19 protein-coding genes, 2 pseudogenes and 2 riboswitches are annotated in these 23,081 nt (G+C 38.7%); of the genes and pseudogenes, 2 read left to right on the top strand and 19 right to left on the bottom strand.

The window, feature by feature from the left end:
- Positions 1-1,559: 1,559 nt before the first annotated feature.
- A riboswitch (cyclic di-GMP riboswitch) is annotated at positions 1,560-1,642 on the bottom strand.
- Positions 1,643-1,854: 212 nt separating this feature from the next.
- The 4 genes from BM126_RS10630 to BM126_RS10645 are packed head-to-tail and all read right to left on the bottom strand — an operon-like array spanning position 1,855 to position 6,781.
- A complete protein-coding gene (locus tag BM126_RS10630) occupies positions 1,855-3,123 on the bottom strand; it encodes a metal-dependent hydrolase family protein (protein WP_090989495.1) in 1,269 nt (422 codons plus the stop codon).
- 18 nt (positions 3,124-3,141) lie between these two features.
- Positions 3,142-4,332, bottom strand: a complete 1,191-nt coding sequence (locus BM126_RS10635) for a hypothetical protein (protein ID WP_256213060.1) — start codon at positions 4,330-4,332, stop codon at positions 3,142-3,144.
- 59 nt (positions 4,333-4,391) lie between these two features.
- Positions 4,392-5,579, bottom strand: coding sequence for an amidohydrolase (locus tag BM126_RS10640; protein WP_090989496.1), 1,188 nt, complete (start codon positions 5,577-5,579; stop codon positions 4,392-4,394).
- Positions 5,576-6,781: a M20 metallopeptidase family protein gene (locus tag BM126_RS10645; protein ID WP_090989497.1), complete on the bottom strand. Its 1,206-nt coding sequence runs from the start codon at positions 6,779-6,781 to the stop codon at positions 5,576-5,578. Before BM126_RS10645 ends, BM126_RS10640 begins: the two co-directional genes overlap by 4 nt.
- Before the next feature lie 254 nt (positions 6,782-7,035).
- Here BM126_RS10645 and BM126_RS10650 point away from each other — a divergent pair, with 254 nt between their 5' ends.
- Entirely contained in the window at positions 7,036-7,980 is a 945-nt protein-coding gene (locus BM126_RS10650) for a LysR family transcriptional regulator (RefSeq protein ID WP_177201396.1), read from the top strand.
- Positions 7,981-8,176: 196 nt separating this feature from the next.
- Here the strand turns inward: BM126_RS10650 and BM126_RS10655 are convergent, their stop codons facing one another.
- The 5 genes from BM126_RS10655 to BM126_RS10675 all read right to left on the bottom strand — a co-directional run bounded on the left by BM126_RS10655 (position 8,177) and on the right by BM126_RS10675 (position 13,133).
- A complete protein-coding gene (locus tag BM126_RS10655; protein WP_090989499.1) occupies positions 8,177-9,382 on the bottom strand; it encodes an MFS transporter in 1,206 nt (401 codons plus the stop codon).
- Positions 9,383-9,991: 609 nt separating this feature from the next.
- A riboswitch (cyclic di-GMP riboswitch) is annotated at positions 9,992-10,077 on the bottom strand.
- 186 nt (positions 10,078-10,263) lie between these two features.
- Positions 10,264-10,485 carry a hypothetical protein gene (locus tag BM126_RS10660; protein ID WP_090989500.1) on the bottom strand — a complete coding sequence of 74 codons (222 nt, stop codon included), beginning with the start codon at positions 10,483-10,485 and terminating at the stop codon, positions 10,264-10,266.
- A 260-nt stretch (positions 10,486-10,745) separates the two neighbouring features.
- Positions 10,746-11,231, bottom strand: coding sequence for a hypothetical protein (locus BM126_RS10665; RefSeq protein ID WP_141770061.1), 486 nt, complete (start codon positions 11,229-11,231; stop codon positions 10,746-10,748).
- Between the two features lie 248 nt (positions 11,232-11,479).
- Positions 11,480-12,565: a DUF4179 domain-containing protein gene (locus BM126_RS10670; RefSeq protein WP_090989502.1), complete on the bottom strand. Its 1,086-nt coding sequence runs from the start codon at positions 12,563-12,565 to the stop codon at positions 11,480-11,482.
- Positions 12,555-13,133 carry an RNA polymerase sigma factor gene (locus BM126_RS10675; RefSeq protein WP_090989503.1) on the bottom strand — a complete coding sequence of 193 codons (579 nt, stop codon included), beginning with the start codon at positions 13,131-13,133 and terminating at the stop codon, positions 12,555-12,557. The genes BM126_RS10670 and BM126_RS10675 overlap by 11 nt, the downstream gene beginning before the upstream one ends.
- A gap of 938 nt (positions 13,134-14,071) precedes the next feature.
- Between BM126_RS10675 and BM126_RS23305 the strand changes: the two are divergent.
- Positions 14,072-14,161: pseudogene (locus tag BM126_RS23305) on the top strand (YjcZ family sporulation protein); the annotation flags it as partial.
- A 397-nt stretch (positions 14,162-14,558) separates the two neighbouring features.
- On the opposite strand, the gene BM126_RS10685 reads toward BM126_RS23305, so the two are convergent.
- The 10 genes and pseudogenes from BM126_RS10685 to BM126_RS10720 form a co-directional block, all read right to left on the bottom strand.
- The gene (locus BM126_RS10685; RefSeq protein ID WP_090989504.1) at positions 14,559-14,945 is read right to left on the bottom strand and encodes an SMU1112c/YaeR family gloxylase I-like metalloprotein; all 387 of its coding nucleotides are present in this window, start codon (positions 14,943-14,945) and stop codon (positions 14,559-14,561) included.
- Positions 14,932-15,441 (bottom strand): VanZ family protein, encoded by a 510-nt coding sequence (locus BM126_RS10690; RefSeq protein ID WP_090989505.1) that lies wholly within the window; start codon positions 15,439-15,441, stop codon positions 14,932-14,934. Before BM126_RS10690 ends, BM126_RS10685 begins: the two co-directional genes overlap by 14 nt.
- A 193-nt stretch (positions 15,442-15,634) precedes the next feature.
- Complete coding sequence (locus tag BM126_RS10695) at positions 15,635-16,513, bottom strand: DUF4352 domain-containing protein (protein ID WP_090989506.1); 879 nt, start codon at positions 16,511-16,513, stop codon at positions 15,635-15,637.
- Positions 16,514-16,810: 297 nt separating this feature from the next.
- Positions 16,811-16,957 carry a YwzD family small protein gene (locus BM126_RS22355; protein WP_177201397.1) on the bottom strand — a complete coding sequence of 49 codons (147 nt, stop codon included), beginning with the start codon at positions 16,955-16,957 and terminating at the stop codon, positions 16,811-16,813.
- Between the two features lie 147 nt (positions 16,958-17,104).
- A pseudogene (locus tag BM126_RS10700) lies at positions 17,105-18,905 on the bottom strand (ABC transporter ATP-binding protein).
- 152 nt (positions 18,906-19,057) lie between these two features.
- Positions 19,058-19,525, bottom strand: a complete 468-nt coding sequence (locus BM126_RS10705) for a lasso peptide biosynthesis B2 protein (protein WP_090989507.1) — start codon at positions 19,523-19,525, stop codon at positions 19,058-19,060.
- Positions 19,526-19,560: 35 nt separating this feature from the next.
- Positions 19,561-19,860, bottom strand: a complete 300-nt coding sequence (locus tag BM126_RS10710; protein WP_090989508.1) for a lasso peptide biosynthesis PqqD family chaperone — start codon at positions 19,858-19,860, stop codon at positions 19,561-19,563.
- Complete coding sequence (locus BM126_RS10715; protein WP_090989509.1) at positions 19,857-20,795, bottom strand: HPr kinase/phosphorylase; 939 nt, start codon at positions 20,793-20,795, stop codon at positions 19,857-19,859. Before BM126_RS10715 ends, BM126_RS10710 begins: the two co-directional genes overlap by 4 nt.
- Positions 20,796-20,904: 109 nt before the next feature.
- Complete coding sequence (locus tag BM126_RS21930) at positions 20,905-21,039, bottom strand: paeninodin family lasso peptide (RefSeq protein WP_141770062.1); 135 nt, start codon at positions 21,037-21,039, stop codon at positions 20,905-20,907.
- 14 nt (positions 21,040-21,053) lie between these two features.
- A complete protein-coding gene (locus tag BM126_RS10720; protein WP_090989510.1) occupies positions 21,054-22,997 on the bottom strand; it encodes a lasso peptide isopeptide bond-forming cyclase in 1,944 nt (647 codons plus the stop codon).
- Positions 22,998-23,081: the final 84 nt, after the last annotated feature.

Here is a 23,081-nt window from a genome sequence, read left to right on the forward strand (position 1 = left end):
CTTTCTTTATGGAGATTTCTCTTTCGTATTCTCATATAATGTAGCACTTCACTATCATTCTTTAGGATGTTTTCGTAAACTGTGTTGTTTTTTAGTAATGAAATTAATAATATAGAAGAAAGGGGTGGTTTTGTGGCACGTTGTACCAATTGTAATAATAAATGGAAAGCTAAAGAAATTTGGTCGCTCGGATTTTCAAAGAAGGGTAAAAACTGTACCAACTGTGGACATAAACAGTATATTTCCTCTGATACTCAAAGGACTTTTTCTTTAGGTTATCTAAGCCTTATATTTATTGTAATTCTTCCTTTCTTTATCAAGTTAAGTGACAAAGACGAACCATTATGGTAGCTTCCGCCATTTTTCTCTGAACGCTGCCTGCCTAAGGATGTGTATCAAAATCCGGGGATTAAATATGAATAGACGCTCAAAGGTTTTTCCGTTCTTAACGGCAATGATCTTAATAGCTTTCATCTAATACATAAGTGTTTTAGCACCGTATAACTTAACAGGAAAGCTGTTCCATAATAGTTTAGGTATTATAAACCAAAACAGTTTTAAAGAAATCGATGAATTGGCTCAATACTTTAAAGGCTATAAAATTGATATAGTAAAATATTTGGGCAGCGACACCTATAAAGTGACTATAGATAAAGGTGAATTTATAATACTGGCCGATTACTCAGATACCATGAATTGGACCTATAAAATCTATAAACTTGATACCATGTAATTGCTTATAAAACACAAAAAGAGCTTTGAATTTAAGCTCTTTTCTTTATAATTTGGTTATACCTCTGTTTCTTTCTAAAAATAGCTATATTTTCAATAAGGATGGAATCAATCCAAAGTCTCTGCAAAATGTGTAAATTTCATTTCCACTTTCATAGACATTTGGCTTCTTTTAATGGGCATAAAATCTGTACCTTTTGCGAATTCAGTTCCCCAAAGTCTCAATGACTATAATGATTGAACAAATACTATATTCATTAGCCATGAAAAACTGAACTTAGACAAATGCAAACTATTAAAGGTATCTGTCCACCTCGGAATCATGCAGCTTTCCTTTAGAATCATGCGACTTTTTATGAAAATCATGCAAGTTTATTCCGAAATCGTGCAACTTTTCGTGATAATCATGCGACTTTCTCTCGGAATCGTGCAACTTCAGAAGTACCGCCATTTCCTTTCGAAATCGCGTGCCTTCTCATAATCATCGTGCTCAACATCCGCCCCTCGGAAAACGAGCATCCTGAAGCGGAATTCAGCCTCCATTTTCTGAATGGGACGGGTGTATATAAATTTCTTTCACACAAAAAACAGCATTAAAATTCACATTTGAATTTTTAATGCTGTTTTGTTCGTCTATACCCGCCTTAAAATTCTTAATAAAGAACAAACAACCAAAAAAATTATCGCATAACTTTCCTGCGTGGCTTACTTAAAAACTTAATATAAAGAATGTCATCATCTGCTCTATAAAATCTGATTCCGACCATTTTTAGTGGCGTCCATATTTCTTTCATATAAAATAATGGCATAATGTCCTTCATCCTTTTTGTGGCAGCCCAGCCATCTTAGCATTTGCTTTAGATCTGTGGCTTTGCGTCCTAACCTTTCGGAAAGTTTGCTTTTCTCTAGAATTAATAGCTTAATAAACTGTCCTATAACTATATAAAGAATAATTAGTTCTCTATAAAGAATATCATAAATTTACTATCATTCATTAGACATGTCAATATCTATATAAAAAAAACTAAAGCAATCCGCTGCCTCTTCACCAGAATTTCTCCCTCTTAACATACAACTTAAAAAGCCCGCTAACTATTCATTAGCGGGCCAGTCTTTTAATATTTAAACCTGTGCTACTAGCTGCTCACTTCTCACGCGCAGGTCTTTTTCAACCACACCGTCTTTTGCCACCAGTACAATATTTTTGGAGTCTTCAAGGGATGTGATATTTTCCACGGGGTTTGTTTTAGTAATAACAAAATCGGCTGCTTTCCCTTTTTCCAGTGTTCCTACCCGGTCTCCCCAGCCCATGCATTCGGCTGCCACTTTGGTTGTAGCAACAATGGCTTCCATTGGAGTCATTCCGATGCTGCACATAAGTCCCAGCTCGCGCAGGTTGGTGCCATGAGGCATGACTCCTGCATCTGTACCCATTGCAATTTTCACTCCAGCTTTATATGCTTTGGCAACACTCTCGCGGTGAATATCGACGACTTCCCGCGCTTTTGCCACGGCATACTCCGGCATGTTTTCTGTATTTTTGCTCGCTTCAAGAACAGAAACAGGAGCAAGCAGTGTCGGCACAAGGTAGGTGCCTTTTTTAAGCATCAATTCAATTGCTTCATCATCGAGGAAAATTCCATGTTCAATGGAATGAATGCCAGCACGGACGGCATTTTTCACTCCTTCCGCTCCCTGGGCGTGGGCCATGACCTTGACGCCCCGGCGGAAGGCAGCTTCCTGAACGATAATGGAGAGCTCTTCTTCAGAAAACTGAGTGAATTCCGGATGATCTGTCGGGCTCATAACTCCCCCTGTCGCATGGACCTTAATAATATCAGCGCCTGCCCTAAGCATCTCCCTTACTCTTTTGCGGACTTCTTCTGGACCGTCGCATAAACCGGACGGCATTCCCGGGTAGGTCTTGCTTGTAACATCTATGCCTGAGCGCATCCAGGAATCCCCGTGGCCCCCAGTAATCGTTAATGGATTGATGCTGACCTGCATCCGCGGTCCTTTAATCAATCCCTGTTCAACCGCCTGTTTCACACCGACATCAGTAAAACCTGCATCCCGGACGGTGGTGATCCCCACATTTAATGTGCGCTTCAAATGTTCAATAGCCTGGTAGAACTTAAGTGAAAAAGGAGTGACAAGTGTCTCGCGCATATCCTTCACTTCAAACATCATATGGACATGTGTATCGATGAGACCCGGAAGAATGTATCCACCCTCGGCATCAATCACCTCGGCATCATTTGGAGCAGTGATCGAATCCAATGTGCCAACCTCTTCAATTCTATTATCCTTAATTAATACCGCTGCATGACGGACAGGTTCATTTCCTATTCCATCTATAAGAGTTCCGTTTTTGATCAATATATAAGCCATATTTTTCCCCTCCTGAATTTATAAGGTTTTTACAAGAATGCTGGCAATGATGACTGAGCCAATCGTAACCGAGGTAAATCCTCCAATAAGCATCGGCGGCAATATTTCTCCGAGAATCTGTTCTTCTTCTTCTTTCGTTCTTCCAACACTTCGGCTCACTTCCTGTGATATCAGGAAGTCACCAGGGAATCCATACATGGCAGTCAGTACAACGGCAACTCCTTTATAAGGATCCCATTTGAAAATTTTCGAACCGATTATACCGCCGATCACCAGTCCTGCTGCACCGACAATAATTATCAAAGCAACAGCTGGCAGGACACTGACAATGCTTTTGATCGTAACGCTTGATAATGAACTAAGGACGATGAAAACCAGTCCCACCATTGCAATGCTGAATCCATTGGCTTTTTCCAGCACCTTTTCCGGATAAAAGCCAAAGTAAGAACCTGCAATCCCAATGGCTAAACCCCATAAGCTGTAGCTGATACCGGTTACTCCCTGAAGTGCCACTGCAAGGGCGCTTCCAATGAAAATCAAAAACAAGAGGATAAAGCTGCTTTGCTGAAACTTTTCCGGAATCAGGTTCCTTTTTTTCTTTTCAACGATTGGCTGCTCGAACTCTATGACTTCCGCTGTTGCAACACCTGAGGCAATGAAGGTTCCGGCATCGATGGTACGGCGAAGGTTTGTGGCATGCCTCCTAAGTAAGAAAGAAGTCAGCGGCATCCCGACAACACTGTGAAGGGTCAGTACAATGATCGGAATCAATACCAATGCAGCCAGTCCCGCTTTTTTAAGGGCTTCCGCTGTTAAGATGTAGGCAATGAGTCCTCCAGTCATTGGCCCTGCACCTGCTACAGCCGTTTTATAATCGAAGAAAATCGGAACAATGAGAAGCATCAGGATAACCGAACAGGCTAGTCCTATTAATGTAATCAATACCGCTTTATATTGGCCCTTTAATACCTTCATAGGAATCAGCGTTCCCATGTGGACTAATAGTGCCGGCTGCAGGACCGTCCCGACCACTGCAAAGGTCGATGCTTCAATGATATTGCTTGGAACAATTCCTGTTTTAAAAAGAATGAATGTACCGAACATCATAACGAGCAATGTCGGAACCTTTGCCCTCGATACAATCGAAACTATTTCACCAACTGTAATAATAGCCAGTACAATCAACGTGGCGTATACCGGATTCATCATGTCATTCCCTTCTTTCTCACAGTGAATTTTTTTGTGCTGCAAAGATGAATCCTAACCTGCTATTCTTTGTTTAATCGAAGCGGTGCTTCCACCAGAATTTTCATTCCATGCTCAAGCGCAGCTTCGTCAACGGAAAAACGCGGATGATGGTGAGGATGGATAATCCCCTTTTCTTCATTTCCTGCTGCTACTAAAAGGAAGCAGCCAGGCACCTCTTCTGAAAAAGCAGAGAAATCTTCACTTCCCATCATGAAACATGAAGGCAGGCGGAGAATGAATTCCTCACCAAGCGCTGATTCGATAACGTTCTCCATTTTCGCAGTCAGCTTTTCTTCATTCACAACGCTGCTGTATCCAAATTCATAATCAAATTCATAGGAAGCTCCGTGTGCATCTGTGATTCCTTTTACGATTCGTTCCATTAATTCCGGTACTTTTTTACGAATGTCAGGATCAAAGCTTCTGACTGTACCATTTAAAGTAACACTTTGCGGGATAATATTTTGGGCGGTACCTCCGTGAATCTGTGTGACGGAAAGCACAACCTTCTCTCTTGTCGCAATGTTGCGGGACACAATGGATTGAAGGTTTGTCACCACTTGAGCACTGATGACGACAGGATCGATTGCTGTATTAGGCTGTGAGGAATGCCCGCCTTTGCCGTTGATGGCGATGTTAAAAACATCACAGTTAGCAGAAAGCGTTCCGTACCCAATGCCAATTTTCCCAGTAGGAATGGGTGAGGATAAATGAAGCCCGATTACATAATCCGCTCCTTCAAGCACCCCTGCTTTCACCATTTCAGCTGCTCCGCCGGGTGGTATCTCCTCTGCATGCTGAAAAATGAACCGAACTTCACCAATGATCTGATCCTTCAGCTGAGTAAGAACCTTCGCGGCCCCAAGCAGCATCGCCGTATGTCCATCATGGCCGCAGGCATGCATCACACCAGGGTTTTCGGAAACAAATTCGAAATCATTTTCCTCCATGATCGCCAAAGCATCCATATCGGCGCGCATCGCCAGCACCCGTCCAGGCTGATTTCCCTTTAACACAGCCATCACACATGTTTTTGTTGGCCTGGTAATCTCTAAACCTCCAAAGCTTTCAAGCATTTCATAAACAAATTGAGAGGTCTTTTCCTCCTGAAAAGATAATTCAGGATGCTGATGCAGATATCTTCTCCACCCGATTACCGTATCTTTTACTTCTTCAATTAATTGTTCCGTTACTAAGATTGTACTCATCCCGCTGACACCTCCTGTTTTTCCGCCTCAGCTTTCAGGATTTTTTTAGATAGATTCACAAATATCCGTACACCATCTTCCAATGCATCTTCATCGATATCAAAGCGCGGATGGTGATGCGGATAGGTAATGCCTTTCTTCGCATTTCCTGCACCAACAGGGATAAAGCAGCCGGGTGCTTTTTGCAGGTACGCGGAAAAATCTTCGCCTCCCATAGCTCCTTCACCATGTTCAACATAGTCACGGCCAAATTCCTCCAAGATGAACTCCTCCACAACCTTCGTGAGTTCTCTGTCATTGACCACTGAACTGTATCCATAGTGATACTGAAAATCATAAGAACCGCCGTGAGCATCCGTTACACCCTTTGCAATTTGTTCAATCGATGTAACCGCCAGCTCCCGAACCTCGGGCAAAAACGACCTGACCGATCCGCCAATATGTACAGTTTCAGGAATGACATTTTTAGCAATGCCCGCCTGAAGTGTTGTTGTCGAAACAACAAGCTTCTCTGCTGGATCGAGATTTCTTGAGACAATCTGCTGAAGGCTTGTGATAAATTGTGCGGCCATCAGCACAGGATCAACGGAATTTTCCGGCTGTGAAGAATGCCCGCCTTTTCCCTTAATCGTTACATCAAAGGTATCCGAGTTAGCGGTTACCGGACCGTAAACAATGCCCACCTTGCCTTTTGGGATCGTCGACATGAGATGGATTCCTACGATATAATCCACATCATCTAGAACCCCTGCATCCACTAACTCCTGTGCACCGCCTGGAGGCAGCTCTTCCGCATGCTGAAAGATAAAACGGATTTCCCCTTCGATATCCTCTTTCTGCCGGCTTAATAGTTTGGCAGCGCCAAGCAGCATGGCCGTATGTCCATCATGTCCGCAGGCATGCATCACTCCGGGGTTTTGGGACACATAATCCACTTGATTTTCCTCTTGGATTGGAAGAGCATCCATATCTGCACGCAAGCCCAATACCTTCCCTGGCTTGCTTCCTGACAGTGCAGCAACTACACTTGTCTTGGTTGGGCGAGACACTCTTAGCCCGCCGAAGGAGTTCAGCTGCTCATACACGAATTGAGCCGTTTTTTCTTCTTTAAACGACAGCTCCGGATGCTGATGCAGATATCTTCTCCATTCCTTCACTTTATCGATAATCTCTGTGAATTCATCCAAACCCGTGTTTTGCATATCATCACCCTTATTTTCTGAATTTTTTAATTATTCATAGATAAATCTTAGCACGGTCTGTCTGCCAGCAAGTAATAAAAAATTTTTATACCCTATCAAGGCTTGAAAAGCTGGCGGTTTTTCTATGATTTATTTACTAGTTTTTATTGTGAATATAGAAAAATCGTTGTAATATATACAATAATAAGAAAATTCAGCTAACAAAAGAGCGCATATACATACAAAAAAATGCATAAGACAGGATGTGTGCGGTAATGGATATAGACGGATTAGAATCTTTTTTAACGGTTGCTAATAAGAAAAGCATATCCAAAGCGGCGGCTTCCCTGCATATTACGCAGCCGACACTTAGTACGAGAATTCGAAAGCTTGAGGAAAGCCTTGGGTTTACATTGCTGGAGAGAAGCTGGGAAGGTGTTACTTTATCGAAACAAGGAGATTACTTTTTACCCTATGCGATTCAGCTTCTGCGGGAATTAAGCAATGCCTCTGCGGTTTTTACGAACTTCAGCGATCTTATTGGTTATGACGCACATTTAAAAGAAACATCAAATCTCCCTCAGCAAAGGATACGAATTGGGATGAACATCTGGCTGGCCCCTGTTTTCACAGATAGTATTATTGCGGATTTAAGCAATCACTTCCCGCAATTGGATTATCAATTCTTCACAAAGCCCACTGATACCTTAAAGGATATGCTTGAATATAACGGGATTCACCTCGCCATCTTTTATCAAAATGAAAGAAAAACAGGCCACTATAGCCGGCCGCTCTTTGAAGATGAAATGGTCCTGATATGCCCCGACGAAGATTGGGCCCTGATGGAAAAGGACATCCACCATTTAGGACGGGTAGACAAACCCTTTCTCCTGCTTGATAACCCAGTGCTTGCAAACAACAAAAAATTAATCAATTCCATAAGAAGCAAGCTGGACATAAAAAAGTGCCAGATCGTTGATAACATCAATGTGATGTGTTCACTGATTTCCTCCAAAAAAGGCTACACAATTTTGCCCAAAACAGCGTTGTTCCAAATCGCCAATCTATCTTCTCTTCCATTAAAAATCGTTCCGCTAGAAAGAAAGGTTCCAAATATAGCAATTCACATTGAATATAATGAAAGCTCTCCATATGCAGAACCTATCCGGTTAATCGAGAATAAATTAACTGCTTATTTTGAAAGAGTTTCTGCAAGCTAAAAAGATTCATTCTCTGTGGCCCTGCACATGAAAAAGCCCGCTAACCAGAAGATTAGCGGGCACATATTAATTATGTTTAAAGCTTTCATTGCCTTCTTACGACAATCCATCCTTTGGAAAGTCCGACCATTTTAATGGGTTCAACATTAATATTAAGTTCCTGAGCAATTTAGCCAATAAGAAATGCTGCTTATTTTTAAGCAGAAGTTTCCTTAGTAACTTTAACCACTGGTCGAATGGGCAGCATAATTCCAATGAAAGCAATAGCTGCACTTACAAGAAACATTTTATCAAATCCAAATACTGCAATACCTGCAACACTACTAAAAATTAAGATGTCACAGAAAGAGTCAACGATTGAAAGTAAAGAAATCGTTGTAGCCCTTACGTGTGAAGGAATAACTTCATTTGCCAATTGTGAATATACAGGATATCTTACAGTTCTCACAAATCGAAGTAATACCATTACACCAAGTAGAATCCATAAAGTTTCTCTGAAATATGCGGCAAGTAAAAGTCCCATTACACCAATCAATCCGCTACCATATAAAACGGTTACTCGTGAAATTTTGGACGTGATCCAGCCAATTGATCTTGAGACAAAGAAGCTTAATAATGCTAGTCCCGATAACACAAAGCCAATTAAATAGACTGGTAGACCAGCATCACTAAGTAATTTGTCACTAAACTTATCGAAGATGGCTGCTGTTGGGATAAACACCAGAGTAATATTTAAAAACATCCATAATACCTGTGGCGCTTTTTTTATCGCAAGAATGCCTTCTTTAACTTGATTAAATGGATTTTCACGATAATTTCCGTGGTTTGATGGATTTTTTATAAAAGTTAGTATGACAAGTTGGACCGATTGAAAAACTATACCTAGCATAATAAGCAAATTAAATTGCTTGTTCGTTAAGTCTTTAGCAATTATTGCTCCAAGAATCAGTACGACTACCATAATAATAAATTGCGCCGATTGGATGAGACCCATGGCTCTATCCATCATGTTTTCTTCATTAGACTCTTTTAATGATTCGTATAGTAATGCTTCATCCGCACCACTAAAAAAGGTAACGGCAAAACCACTTACAAGACTACTAGCAAAGAACACCCACGGTTCATAAGCCCATATAAGCATACTATGACTAACAATACTCAATATGGCACCTATCATAAACGATTGTTTTGCCCCATACCGATCTGCAAACATTCCAGTTGGGACTTCCCCAATTAAAACACCTATACTCCAAAAGAGCATGACCCAAAGTATTGACGCTTCATCGAGTCCTCTTGCAAAATAAAACAAAGCAAGTACAGGTTGGATGAACTGAACACTTCCAAATAAACTAGACCAAAATAAAACACGAATATTATGTGAAGCTAACGTACCTTTTTTCATGAATTTTTATCCTCCTGCTATAATAAATGAATTGTTTGCTAAATTAAAGACAAGCAGGAGTGAATGATTTTGAATAAGCCTTTAAAAACTTACTATTCTATTGTTCACCCCTACTTGTTGGTTTAAAAAGAATATTAAGTTTTTTTGCATATTAATTTCCTCCTCTTAAGTATTTAGTATCATTATACAAGAAAGGGGATTGAAATAAAGGTTAAGTGGTATTGTTTACCAAATTTAAGCGTTAGATCCAAAAAGTTGGCTGTATCCCAAGTACATGCTTAAAAGCCCATTACCTGATAAGTGATAAGCTTGTTATTTAGACTAATTCATCTTATTCATTTCGCTGTGATTTCATCCCTCTTACAATCGAATCAACAGACACCTGACGGGCGGCAGATTTCTGTGCAATATCTATCATTTTTTTCATGAAAAAACCAGACACCTAGGGCATCCGGTTATCTATTCCTTATCACTGATACATATCGCCTCTTTTAGCTGCAAACATTAAACTCATTATGAACAGCATAAAAAAAAGATCCGGCAAATACCCCAATCACAAAGTTAATCATACAATCCTCTCCCAAGTCCCATAATTCGCTGGAAGGTAGTTTCGGCAGCTGGCTGGCTTAGTGTTTAACAATGAAGCCCCTTTAGCTTTGCGTCACCACTTTTCAATGGCTTTGCCCTTATAACAAATTATGATTTTAGGGATAGGCGGTGGAGGTTCTACCATTTTTATTATCTTCAAAAAGAAGAGACTCAAAAGAAATTTGATTCATGGTTTCTTTTACTCCTTAAACTTATTTGTATCCTATAATGACCTTTTCTTTACAATAAAAGCGCCCATCCTTCCCCAGGCAGCATTCAGCGGATTTCATTGCTCAGAGAGTAATAATTAATAAAGAACAAAAGCTATACAGCCAATTGGTGCTTTGGTTAAAGGTAGGTTTTATTTTGTAAGTTAGTACTATAAATACAAGTATTGATGGAATAATTGTTAACTTAAATAAAGTGAAGAACCAAAAAGCAGGAATCATTCCAAAGAAAAGTGAACCTATAATAGAAACAGTAATTCCTGCTAAAACGCCAATAAGCATTAACATTTTCTTCCCACCTTAATCATATTTATCTATAAAATTCATTTTATCTTATCTCTTTTACTTGCTTTGAGTGGAAATCTCCAGATATTATTTTAGTAATTTAGAAAGTATGTTTTTTTTGCATTTGTTGTACTCCACCAACGGCGCCTTCTGAAAGAGTCTTAATCCAATGCTGCTCTTTTTCCTGGGCTTTATCTAACTTAGAAGAAGCTACAGAGAGGGATTTGCTCTTGTGAAAAGGTAATAATACAACCTAACACCCTTTATTTTGTACGTAAAATGAGTCTCCATTTATCAAATTTCTCAAATTGAATAACATGATTTTCCTTTTCATAAATAAAGATATGACCTGGTTTTGAAGGTTCGCCCATTAACTTTATAATCTCGGATTTTGAATAATTCAGTTCTACTTGAATATTATTTATCTCGTTCATTTCATCTACATAAATATAAAACGTTTGATTTTTAATCGTATACCGATACAGTTGGCGTTCTTCCAAGTCACGATGCTCTTCTGGTTTGCCCCAATCTTTCTCGATATCGCTCAACTTCAAAGTCTTATCAAGTTTAAAAGGCGTTCCTCTTAAAGCTCCGTTTTGCAGATCTTTAATCGAATCCATATCTAAATTAAATACGCTGTTCTTCGGATTGTCTTTTGCAGTATTTGTTTCTTCTTTTATTTTCATGCTACAACCAGATAAAATAAATAGAGCAATACTCAATATCATTAATGCATCTATTGTTTTCAAATTCAACCTCCTTTTTACTTCTTTTTCTGTGTTTACTATTTTCATCTTAACCTCCCTTTCCTTATTTTTTAAGTTTTTATATTATAATCATAAAGACGGGCGTTATAAGAAGTATAGTAGAACGCTGTTAACACCGTTTTTATCCAAATAAAAAAGCCCCCATCATAAGGAAGCTCTCGTACTAATTTATAAGTTGTAATCAGTTTCTTATCCTTCATTCTTTATGAGTAAGCTTTTATTCACTGCCTTTAATTTAATTTTCCTCTCTTTTCACTATAAATATTGACTTCATATTGATCGTCTTTAATCATATGTTGTGCTTTCTCTGAATCAAGGAACTCCTGGACTGTTTTTTCAATTTTATCTACAACATCATTTACATCTGGATCTGTAGGTGATAAATTCGTCTCAATTGAAATGGTAAAAGGAATTAATTTATTTGAATAACCTACCATCTTTACTTTATATTCAGATTTTGCGGTTAAACCCTCAGAGATAGTATTAACGATAGGCAACCATCTACTTTCTCGTTCTCTTTTATAAGGGTCATATGTGTGTACTTTTATTGAGAATTCTCCCATTTGTTGCTGTCTTAAACTTTCAACAATTTGTTTTTTAATGTCTTCTGTTCTCGTCTCCGTTTTGGGTAATTCAAATTCAATCAAACCATTATTAATTCCATTTTCTTGCCCCAGAGAGTTGTAACCATATTTTTGTAGTACTTCTAAAACTACATCGCTTATTTTTTCATACTCCTCCCATTCTTTCTTTTCATCTAAAGTCGGTTCCTCTATAACTGGAGCTCTTGACACTTTTATTTCGTAGGCATCAAAATTTCTAGATTTCAATATATCTCTAATAAGTTCTTCTACTGACAATTTAACTTGATTGAAGTATTCATCTGAACCAACTATCATTACGCTTACCTCTCTAGGTTTAACAACAACACCTAATCCGTCCCATTTATATCCCTTTTCATCAAGAGCCTCACTAATTTCATCAATTACTGGTTTAGATTCAATTACCATATTCAGATATGGAATTTTAGAAGCTATTTTTGCCATAGCTGGAGATACAAATGTTGAGCCAATGAAAAGAACACAAGCTGCAGCAAGGGATAACGAGAAAGTAACCGCCTTTTTTCCAAACGTTCTTTTTTGCTTCTTTACGTCAATTCGAAACGCATTCCAATCTTTATCAATTTGTTCTTCTATTTCTTCATTAATATTTCCATCAACATATCGCTCTGGCAGTTCCTCAATAAATTTTTCAAGAGTTTTAGGAACCTGTAACTGGTCTAATGAATGGATAATAACTTCCTTTTTATAACCCATTAGTCTTAACCTCCTGAGAAAAACTGTTTGATTCTTTAATTGTTTGAGCTAACTTTTCTTTTCCCCTTTTCATCCTAGTCTTTACTGTATTGATATTTTCATTGAGAATGAGAGAAATTTCCTTCACGGTCAACTCTTCAAAAAAATAAAGAAAGATGGGTAAACTCTGTTCTTTTTTCAATTTCATTATATGACCTATCATTTCATTTTTATTTTCTTTATTGATAGCAATATGTTGGGCAGATTGAGTTGTCATTTTCATTTTGGCTTCGCTATTATCATCCATATCAATATGTAAAAGTCGATTATTTTTTCGATAAATGTCTATAGAACGTGAATAAACGATACGGTAAAACCATGCTTTAAAATTTGTCATATCCTTACTTTTCATAATGCTAATATAAGCTCCTTCTAGAGCATTTTGAAGTGCATCTTCTGCGTGTTCTTTTGATCTAAGTATAAGATAAGCTGTTTTATAAGCAGATGGCAGCAAGTCCTTTACCAGTAGACTAAATGCCTCTTTATCTCCTCTCCTTATTCTTTCTACTAATTCCTGTTCCTTCTTCAAATGGGGAACCCCCTTTTATTAATTCTATATAGTATAACGATATTAAACGTTCGTTTGGTTTCATTTTGTCTAATTTATATATCGATATCATCTTTGTGATAAACAAAGTATCGCGTAATTACTTGATACAATACTTTAACATGATCAATTTTATAGATATGGAAAAAAGGATCTTCAGGTAGAATCGAAAATCCCTTTATGCTGCTTGTTCAAATCCCCATTAATGGATGAACAACCCTTTTATTAAGGTTTCTTCCACTCTAATTTATTTAAAATATATTAATTACATAGTTCATTCTCTATCCTCCTCAATTAACTCCGGTAAGTGAATCCACGTCTTTGAATAAAATAATTTATTTGATATATCCGTCTATTAAATTTTCTTTATTGGAGAATATCAGCTGCATGGTGCGCAGCGATTTTCATCCTAAAACTTTTTTGCCCCTTGACCGATTATCCCGCCGCCTTGGCTTCCGGCATGGGAGGTTCGGGTGTCCTTCATGCTGGAAGGTTAGCCGTCCTTAATCTTGCATTTTGACAGGACAACCATCTACATTATTCACTAAATAAAGACATTGAGCATATTCTAAATCATCACTTCACCTTGGCCCAACTTACTTTCACTCAAGCAGCCTTATATTAGGTTGCTTTTGCTTTTTCAGTGATAGGTATTTACAGGATATTTCCATCACACCTATTTAGCCCGATAAAAGGGAAGGCACGCGAACAACATGCAGGTAAAGATTGCCTTCAACACACGGTTCAACAAGGAAAATCCGGTTCATATTGACTTGCTTTAACCAATGACATTGAAAAGGACTGTCATTTCATTTATTCAAGCATATGAAACTCATGTAATACCTTCCCGGTATAAAAGGAGGATTTGAAATGTCATATGGATCTGGAGTTGGAGGATACGGTGGCAGAGGCTTTGCTTTGTGGTTGTTCTGTTTATCCTACTAATCATTGTTGGATGTAGTTGTGCCGGCGGTTTCGGCGGAGGCGGTTACGGATACGGCGGTTATTAATACTTCTGCAAAAGCATTAACAAAAGGGAGTCCTTATTTTCGGGCTCTTTTTTTTTTGCAACCAAAAAGGGATTAACCAATTAGGAAGTCATTTTAATCTCAAAACAAAAATAGGGTTAAGGAACATAAAAAAAGCCTCCAAAACGGAGGAAGTCGAAATGATCTATATAGATAAATAAGGGGGGGTACTCATTATTTTAAACACAATCCTTTACTCACATCAAGAAAATAATATCAAGTTCTGACTGATGTGTTGTCTTCACGATATTGTGCTGTCTAGGTGGAAACTTGTGAGGTAAGTTATATTTTTAATAAACCTTTTCACATCAAAACCGTCAACATTTAATTTTTCCTTTTAGATTCATCATGTTTGGAGCCAGTTGCACCAACTATTTTTCTAAATCTCATATAGTTCAATCGGCAGTCCATCAGGATCACGGAAAAAGGTGAATTTTTTATCTGTATATGGATCAATCCGAATTGTCTCAGCACTTATACTTTCTTCTGCAAGTTCTTTTACTGCCTCATCTATGTTTTCTACTTCAAAAGCAAGGTGACGAAGGCCTGCAGCTTCCGGATAGCTTGGACGCTTGGGCGGCTCAGGAAAGGAAAACAATTCTATGGCATACCGTCCGTTCACCTCTAAATCCAGCTTATACGACTCTCTTTCTTTTCGGTATACTTCTCGAACCGGTTTTAACCCAAGAACTCTGACATAGAAATCTTTGGACTTTTCATAATCAGAACAAATGATGGCAATATGATGGATATTATTTAGCTTCATACTTTCTCCGAGACCTCCTTTTCCTCACTGCTCCAAATAATACATAAAGTAAAATGGCAAGTATCATTCCGGCTGAATCGAATGTATACACATCAATAAAATGCCCCGTCCTATCAGCTACAAAGGATTGATGAAACTCATCACTGCAGGCAAAAACAAACGAGCATACAAAACTAATAACAACAACTAATCCTTTACGCAGCCTCGTGCTGCTCCACAATGCTAAGAAAATCAGTGTAAGCACCGTATATTCAAAAATGTGGCCGCATTTCCTGATGATAAATTCAATAAAATCATAAGGAAGTTTTGACGTCACTTCTTCATGATCATACGAAAAAGAAAGGTCTGGCAGTGAATGGGGTGTAAGAGTGATAAGATTCCTCAGCTGCGGTTTGATATCCTGCTGGTGATAAGGAGTATTGGAGGCGCGGAACATAAAGCCCATACAAATCAGCAATATGATTGCGATTAGAGATATTTTGGTTCGGTTATTCATTCTTTTCAACTGCTTTCGTGTAAAAATATGACTGCTTCTATCCAATAACCATTATAACTTATAAACTAGACCAAAATTAGTTAACATTACTTGCCGAGAAATTCAAGTTATTCATACCTCGTTACAAAAAAAAAGGAAAGCATTCACTATGAACCGTGAACACTCTCCCTTTGTAATGTACATAAAGATCCAATCAATTCCTGCCAGTAAAGCTTATTGCTTTAATTTTATTGAAGTTCCTGTCGTACTGATAGTTATCAAATACCAGCTTTAAGTTCGAGTCCGGATTCGTTTCATAGTAAACATATCCGCTTGTCATAGACCCTGGATGCAGGGTGCCCATAATGGTACGATCGTTATAGATCGGGTAATATGGGTGCTGATATACACTTCCGCTATACAAATTCAAGTCAGTGCCGCCATCAACGTATTGAGTTTCTTTCCCGACATTTTTCACTGTCACTTTGAATTGGACCACATTATTTACACCAGAATAATCATCCTGAAATGCATAATACGGATCGACATTCTCAGGCAAGCCTACCTTCACTTCGAGACTGCCGAAGCGTACACTTTGTCCGAACACATGCCCTGAAGCTGCTGGCTTTTGGGAAGACAGGCCGCTTTTATACACATATCCGGTTTTACCCTTGTACGTCACTTTATACATAGTGGAAGAAAGCGGGCTTCTTGTAGTCAGCGCGGTTCCCGCTCCAATAGAAGTAATTTTCTTCTTTTTAGAACTAGTAGAAGTATATAGATTCAAAGCTGTTTTTACATATCTAGTAACAGCAGTGGTCCCTGTGGATAAATTTGATTTATACACGTACCCTGTTTTTCCCCCGTATGTAACTTTGAACATTGAAGATGTCTTTTTTGAATAGGTTGTTAGCTTTACATTAATATCAAGGGTTTTCAATTTAACCTTTGAACTTTTTGTTGAGCTATACAAATAAGCTGTTTTGTGGACATAGTACGTATACTTGCTGCTGGCTGAAGCAGAATGTGAAAGTATACCAAACAAAAAGATAAAAACAGCAATCACAGCCAATAACTTTTTCAAACTTCCCATACTAGATGAGCCCCTCTTCCTTTATGAAAAAATGATAATTACCCCACTATATCCACACACATCCACCTTTAGCGGATAGTGGAAATCAGTAGGCAAGTTATTATACCATCAGAAAGAGATTCCTATAATAGTCCAAGTTATGGAAGTTTACTAGGTCAATAGCATATTGAAAGTTCCTTATGACTAGCTGAAAAAGCCCGCTAGTCTTAGAGATTAGCGGGCTTTTGGTATTTTACATATATTTAGAATCAGGTAAAATTGAGCATCTTCCTATCCGTCAGAATAAGGAAATGACTGCTATGATCCTTTAATAATCATCAATAACTTTGCTGACAAATCTTCTACAAATTCATTGATAGGTACGCATACTTCACTCTCGCCCTTTTCAAATGCGTCCCTAAGAATAGTATAAAATTCTTCATTTGATGTCTTTACTGTCTCCAAATTAATCTTCCTTCATTTGTTTAGTTTGTATAACAATAGATTTTACCATTAAAAGTAAAAAAAAGAAGGGTACATCTTTAATATTTCGGAATTTTTTTCTCACGCTAATAGATCGATAACCTTCTAATTGAACAGGTTGCTACTACATCACATAGTAGATTCCACTTGTACACTAAGCATCCCGCTGAACATCCCTCTTTTTTTCCTTTTCTAGCACCTGGTATTCTCCCATTTGGATCACCTTCCCCCCATCCATGACGAGCACCTGATCTGCATTGCGGATGGTGGTTAATCTGTGGGCTATGACAATGATGGTCATAGTTCCCTTTAGCTTGTCGATTGCACCTTGTATTTTCGCTTCATTTTCTGTATCGAGCGCACTAGTCGCTTCATCTAGTATAAGAATTGATGGTTTCCTGAGAATAGCCCGGGCAAGTACAATCCGCTGCCTCTCTCCTCCAGACAGCCTGATTCCCCGGTCGCCAATCAATGTATCGAGACCATTAGGGAGCTTTTTGACAAAATCAGCTGCTGCTGCAAACTCCAGTGCTTCCCATATGCTTTCTTCGCTGGCATTCTCTTTAATGATCATTAAATTTTCCCGCAGTGTCGCATTAAACAGAAACGGATCTTGAGGAATATAACTCATGGCCTTTCTTAATGATACTATCCGTTCACCGCTAAGCGGGATTCCATCAATGCTAACATGTCCGCTTTCAGGCTTGTTCAATCCCATAAGCAGATCAATCAGCGTACTCTTTCCGGCTCCTGAACGTCCTACAACAGCTGTCATACGGTTCGCCGGAATGTTAATGTTAATATCCTGAAGAGCATAGATATTTTCTTTTTTGCTGTATCTAAAAAACACATGATGGCAGCTAAAGCCCTGTTCCATTTTAATTGGGCTTACTGTTTTATTCTGATACTCTTCAAGCTCCCTCGCTTCCAGGCATTCATTTTGCAGATCTGCTACTGCTTTGAAAGAAGGGATAATCGCCCCTATCATTTCAAGGTTGGACTGAATGCCTGTAATACTTGGCCACAGTCTTGAAAAAATCACCGTAATCAGCATGAGCTGTGCAGTTTGAGCCATGAACATCTTTATCGAAACAAAGACAAAAATGGCAATTAAACAGGTAGAGAAAATTTTAAATGTCATTTGAGAAGTTGAATTCACCGTTGTTGATTGAATTCTGTTTTTCTCCATTTTTTCATTTAACGATTGAAACCAGTTCACATGAACCTCTTCCACGGAATTGCTTTTTATATCCTTAATTCCATTAAAATGATCAGTTATGCCAGCTAAATATGTTTGCGTCAGCAGAACTTGTTCCTTCCCAAGTGATTGTGATTTTCTAATGAAGGTTTTCGAAAAAGCAATCAGCAACACACCAAAAAATAAAAGGAAACCCGTCATTTTGATAGATAAATAAAAGGCGATTCCTACTTGAATAAACGTAAACACAAAGGAGGATAAAAACTGCAGAAATAGTTGGATGCCAGCACTTACATGAAAGGTTTCATTTGTCATGATATTGATAATATCGGATTTCCTTTTTTTAAGAAAAAATCCCCAATTTGCTCCCAGCAGGCTTTTATAGGTCTCATCTCTTACATGCCTGATAAAATTCTGCTGAATCTTTGCGCCTAATATGGTCTGCTGCCGCTTGAAAATACTTTGTCCAATCATCAGCAAAACATAAGCACCCAAAATAATCACAAGGCTTACTGTTTCAGGCATGGATTGGAAGAAGACATTTACTGCTTTTAGTACAGGAAGCTTCCCTATGTTGATATCAAGAATGCCAGTTAAGCCAATTAAAGGAATCAATAAAAAAATTCCTGCACTTTCAATCAATCCTATGAAAATCATGCATAGTAGATTGATATAAAGAACCCTGCCGGAGTAACGGTAGATTTGCTTGGTAAAATACCAAAGATGGCTCAAAATCTATCCTCCTTCCCGCTGCGATATGTTAGAGAATGTTGAAAAGATAGAAGATGATACAAATTCACTAGAAAATTCATGGCAATACCGCCTCACTTATATAATCACTATCCTTTCAAAAAGGAGAATACAAGCCAAAACAATGGCACAAACTATCCCGGCTGGTTCAAAACTGGTTCATTAGCAAACTGGGCTACAACAGTAAATCTTTCCATGACCTCAGCACCTGTCAGATAAAAAGGGCCGCTCCTAAGCCAGGCATGAGCGATAAGCTCTCCCTGTTCATCCTTAGCCGTCCCTAAATAAAGAGTGCTTTCAATGTTTCTTTTTTCTAGCATTTTCATCCCGGCTATAGCCTTAACAAGACACTGGCTTTCCCAAAACGTATACCTGCTCATAATATGAATAGCTTTAGAAACACGGACTAAAACCTCTTTGTCTAGCGTTTCCGCTTTAAACGATGTCTCCTTTAGCTGTTCTCCTAAAGTCGGGGCCACTTTTGAAAAGGGGATGCTTTTAAGATACCGGGCTCTGCCTAACTGGATGAAAGCCTCCATTAACAGCAGCTTGGTTTTCATGTCGAATCTTATGAACGATTTTGCCTTCCTGTATATGTTCATGATTTTCCTCCTGCAGCCAGAAAATGATGAAACGATTAATTGCTGTCCTTAAGTTGTATTAATTCTTCATCTAGCATTTGTTTTAAAAAGGCAGTGACTTGATGTTCACATTCGTCGGGGGTAACATCATACTGGGAGGTTAGATTACTGCACAAATCTTGAAGGGATATTGGCTCTTTTATACGATCCCAAATTTCTCCGCCTAATACCCCAAGATTATAATACTTGCCCTTTTCAATGCTTAACATCACTTTTTCTCCATCCATATTGCTGACGATGTTCCCTGGACTTTGGCTAACCATACTTTCTTTTGTGAATGAATGAGTACGAATCATGATCTTTTCCCTCCGCCATGTATTGTTTTTACGATCATGTCTGCTAAGTCATTTGCCGTAAAACGATTTACTGGTCGCCGCAGCTGATAAAAGCCGAATTGATTAATCATTTTTGTACAAAGATTAAAATGCCACTCCATTAAACCGGAACGCTGAATAAAGAAATTCCGGTACGTATGATAAAACAGCTTATAAAATCGCTCTAAACCTAAAAACTGCTGTATTTCTATCGCATCACTGTCATCAGTAACCAATTCAAACACACCAGCAAGCGGCAAGGATTCAGCAGCAAACTGTGAGGGAACAGGAACTGCAAATTTATCTTCCCTGACAATAAGCGGCTGATACCGGGTGGATTTCATACCAAAATGCTTCAGGCTATCAAGCCATAATTTCTGCTGCGGATAGGAAGGTGTGACAATTGGTTGATGGTTATCATTCAATGTGACCGGAATCACATCATCACTCAGCAATCGATATCCTCTCTTCATTAAGGCCGAAGCGAGAGTGGATTTCCCTGCACCAGAATCACCAACAATAGCATAAGCCTTTCCGTTTATCGCGATTGCACTTCCGTGAATAGGCATGATTTCCCGCTGCAATAAAATGGCCCCCATACAGGTGCCAAGCAAGTATAGGCGAATCTCACGCTCGTGGCTGCCTTCAAATGGAGAATAGAATATTTTGTTTCCATCCTGAACGAGGAATATGGCTTTTTCGTCCAAATGGTACATCACCAAATTTTGCTTGATGACAAAATCATCTCCTGGTTCAGAGTGTGCAGACCACATGTCATACAGCTCAGCTTCTTCAATGACGACATCAGACTGATATTCAACATCCAGCTTACGTAGAGGCAGTTCAGGCAGATGAATATCACTTGAAAGGGTTAATCCGAAAGCTTTATATATGGTTTTCGATAGAGTACTAATCATCACTAACTCGCTCCCATTCAAATATAACGGCTGATTTTTTTTATAAAGCCCCTATATGGTATAGGGACTTGTTACGATAATTTGATTAGTTCTATTTTACATAGGTTAATTAACTTCTAAATGTTATTTTTCCTCTTGGGGTATTTTCTGGAAAAGCAGCATCAGTGTAATCACCACTAGTCCCCAGCATGGTCTTATTAACATCCAAGACTTCCAATACAGGTTTTGTCCAAACCTTTTTCATTGTAATCACCTCCTTTAATCAAACCTTTTAAGAAACCTTCCCACTATTAAACTTCTCATTAAAAATTTAAGATTCGGGTCTGTTGCGGCTTCTGGACTTGGTACGTCTTTCAGTTTTGATAACGCTGTCTTAATGGTTTGTCCATCTAAATATTCCATTGCACAATCATCGGAACCAATCTGCTGGAGTTCATTTTTAATTAAATCCCACTTCGGAATCATCCTGTGCACCCAATCAGCACCCTGCACCCCTCGAATGCGCTGATTCATTCTGATTTTGTCCGGTAAATAATTTTCTGTACCCCTTCTAATCAATGCCCGGTCTATGCCTTTCTGAACATATTGGTTTTCCGGAAGTGATAAACAGAAGCGGATGACACGCAAATCATTGGTAGGATCACGTTTCCATAACGAGTATCTTAAAGAAAGCTTGGATGTTAGTGTGTTTCCTGCATTCCACTGGAAAATGTCTTCAAAGTGCTTTTTTCTTTCAAAAAAGATGTTTGTATTGGAATACCAGCCTGATTGATCTATTCCATATTCGTTAAATTTAGAATACACTTTAGTTCTTTCAGCAAATGCAGGGTTAATTAATGAAGGTATTTTGTAGGATGTGCTATCGGGCTTGACCCGATCTATTATCGGAAAAGCAATCCTCGCAATATATTGCAGATTCCGCTTTCTTGAGCCGCCGCCAACACATCTTTGATACTGAAGCAACTCTTGATTAAGACGAATCCATTTCAACCCTTTTAATAGAATAGAATAATATTCTAAGGGGAAACCCCAGGACACGGAGAAGTTGCCACGGTCACCATTCAGCAAAACCCCTATGTTTTCTTTATAGGCGTTTTCAAACATGCCTTTTAACCAAAATGAGTTCTCGAAAAATTTATAAGGCATTTCCAGAACGTCTAGAAAATCATCAATTTCTGAGTAGGAATCTCTCCCCGTAAAGTTATCATAATGATCGGTAATCCCCCCCACATACTCGACAGTAGATTTGATATAGGGCCGCTCATCTGCCAATAAGTATTTGGGTGTAAAGTCTTTAAAATCATCGGGAGGAAAATAGCTGAATGTATGGAGCGGCTTTCCCTCGCTTTGCAGCTTTCTAGCAGCAAAGCCTACAACGGCACCAGAATCTAGGCCTCCGCTTAGCTGTGAACCGACATTTCGATTAGTTCTTAACCGCGAATTTACCGCTTCCTGAAAAACACTCTGAAACGCTTCTACATATTCTTCATCAGAACTTAGCTTTAGCCGCTTACCTTGAGTTAAGTATGAATATCTTTTAACATATACTTTATTTTTTTCTATTGTAATACTGTGTGAAGGAGGCACTTGCTTTACCGTTTGATAAGGAGTCAGTGAAGAATCGACAGCATCTATCATGCCAGAAACCGCCAAATAATCTGCAAGCCAATCTTCGTTGAGTTTTTTCTGAACATATGGAAGTGACAACAGCGGGTCAATCGTAGAACAAAAGGCTAAATTTTCAGAATTTTCATGATAGTAAAGGGTCCTGCTTCCCGAAAAATCTCTGGCACCAAACAGCGTATGATTCTTCTGATCCCATATCATAAAAGCAAAATCACCAACCAAAAACTTCGGAGCATCCTCTCCCCATTTATAGTAAGAAAGAAGAATGATTTCACTGTCTGTCATGGATGTCTGCTCCGATGCTTCAACCTGCAGCCTTCCAAACAATTCACTTCTGTTGTCGATAATAGCATCTGCAGTAATGGCACACTGCCTTTCAGAATCATAATACGGCAGCACCTCACCCACAGACTCAGCAGTAATCCACTGAGCATGGCAGCCCAGAAAAACTTTGTCAGAATGCCAAGTCCCGATTTGATCGGCAGGATATCTCAAAAAACCCCTCATTAAAACATGGCCGTATTGATCATTCAAAACCCCCCTGCCTAAATGAAAGACACCCGTAATAGCACTCATCTTATCCCCCATTGTAACAATTTAAGATTATTCCAACTTTCTTGAAAGAATAATCATGAACACAAAATGTTCTTAATAAAGAAC

Origin of the sequence: Bacillus sp. OV322 (assembly GCF_900112495.1) — a bacterium.
GTDB lineage: Bacteria > Bacillota > Bacilli > Bacillales > DSM-1321 > Peribacillus.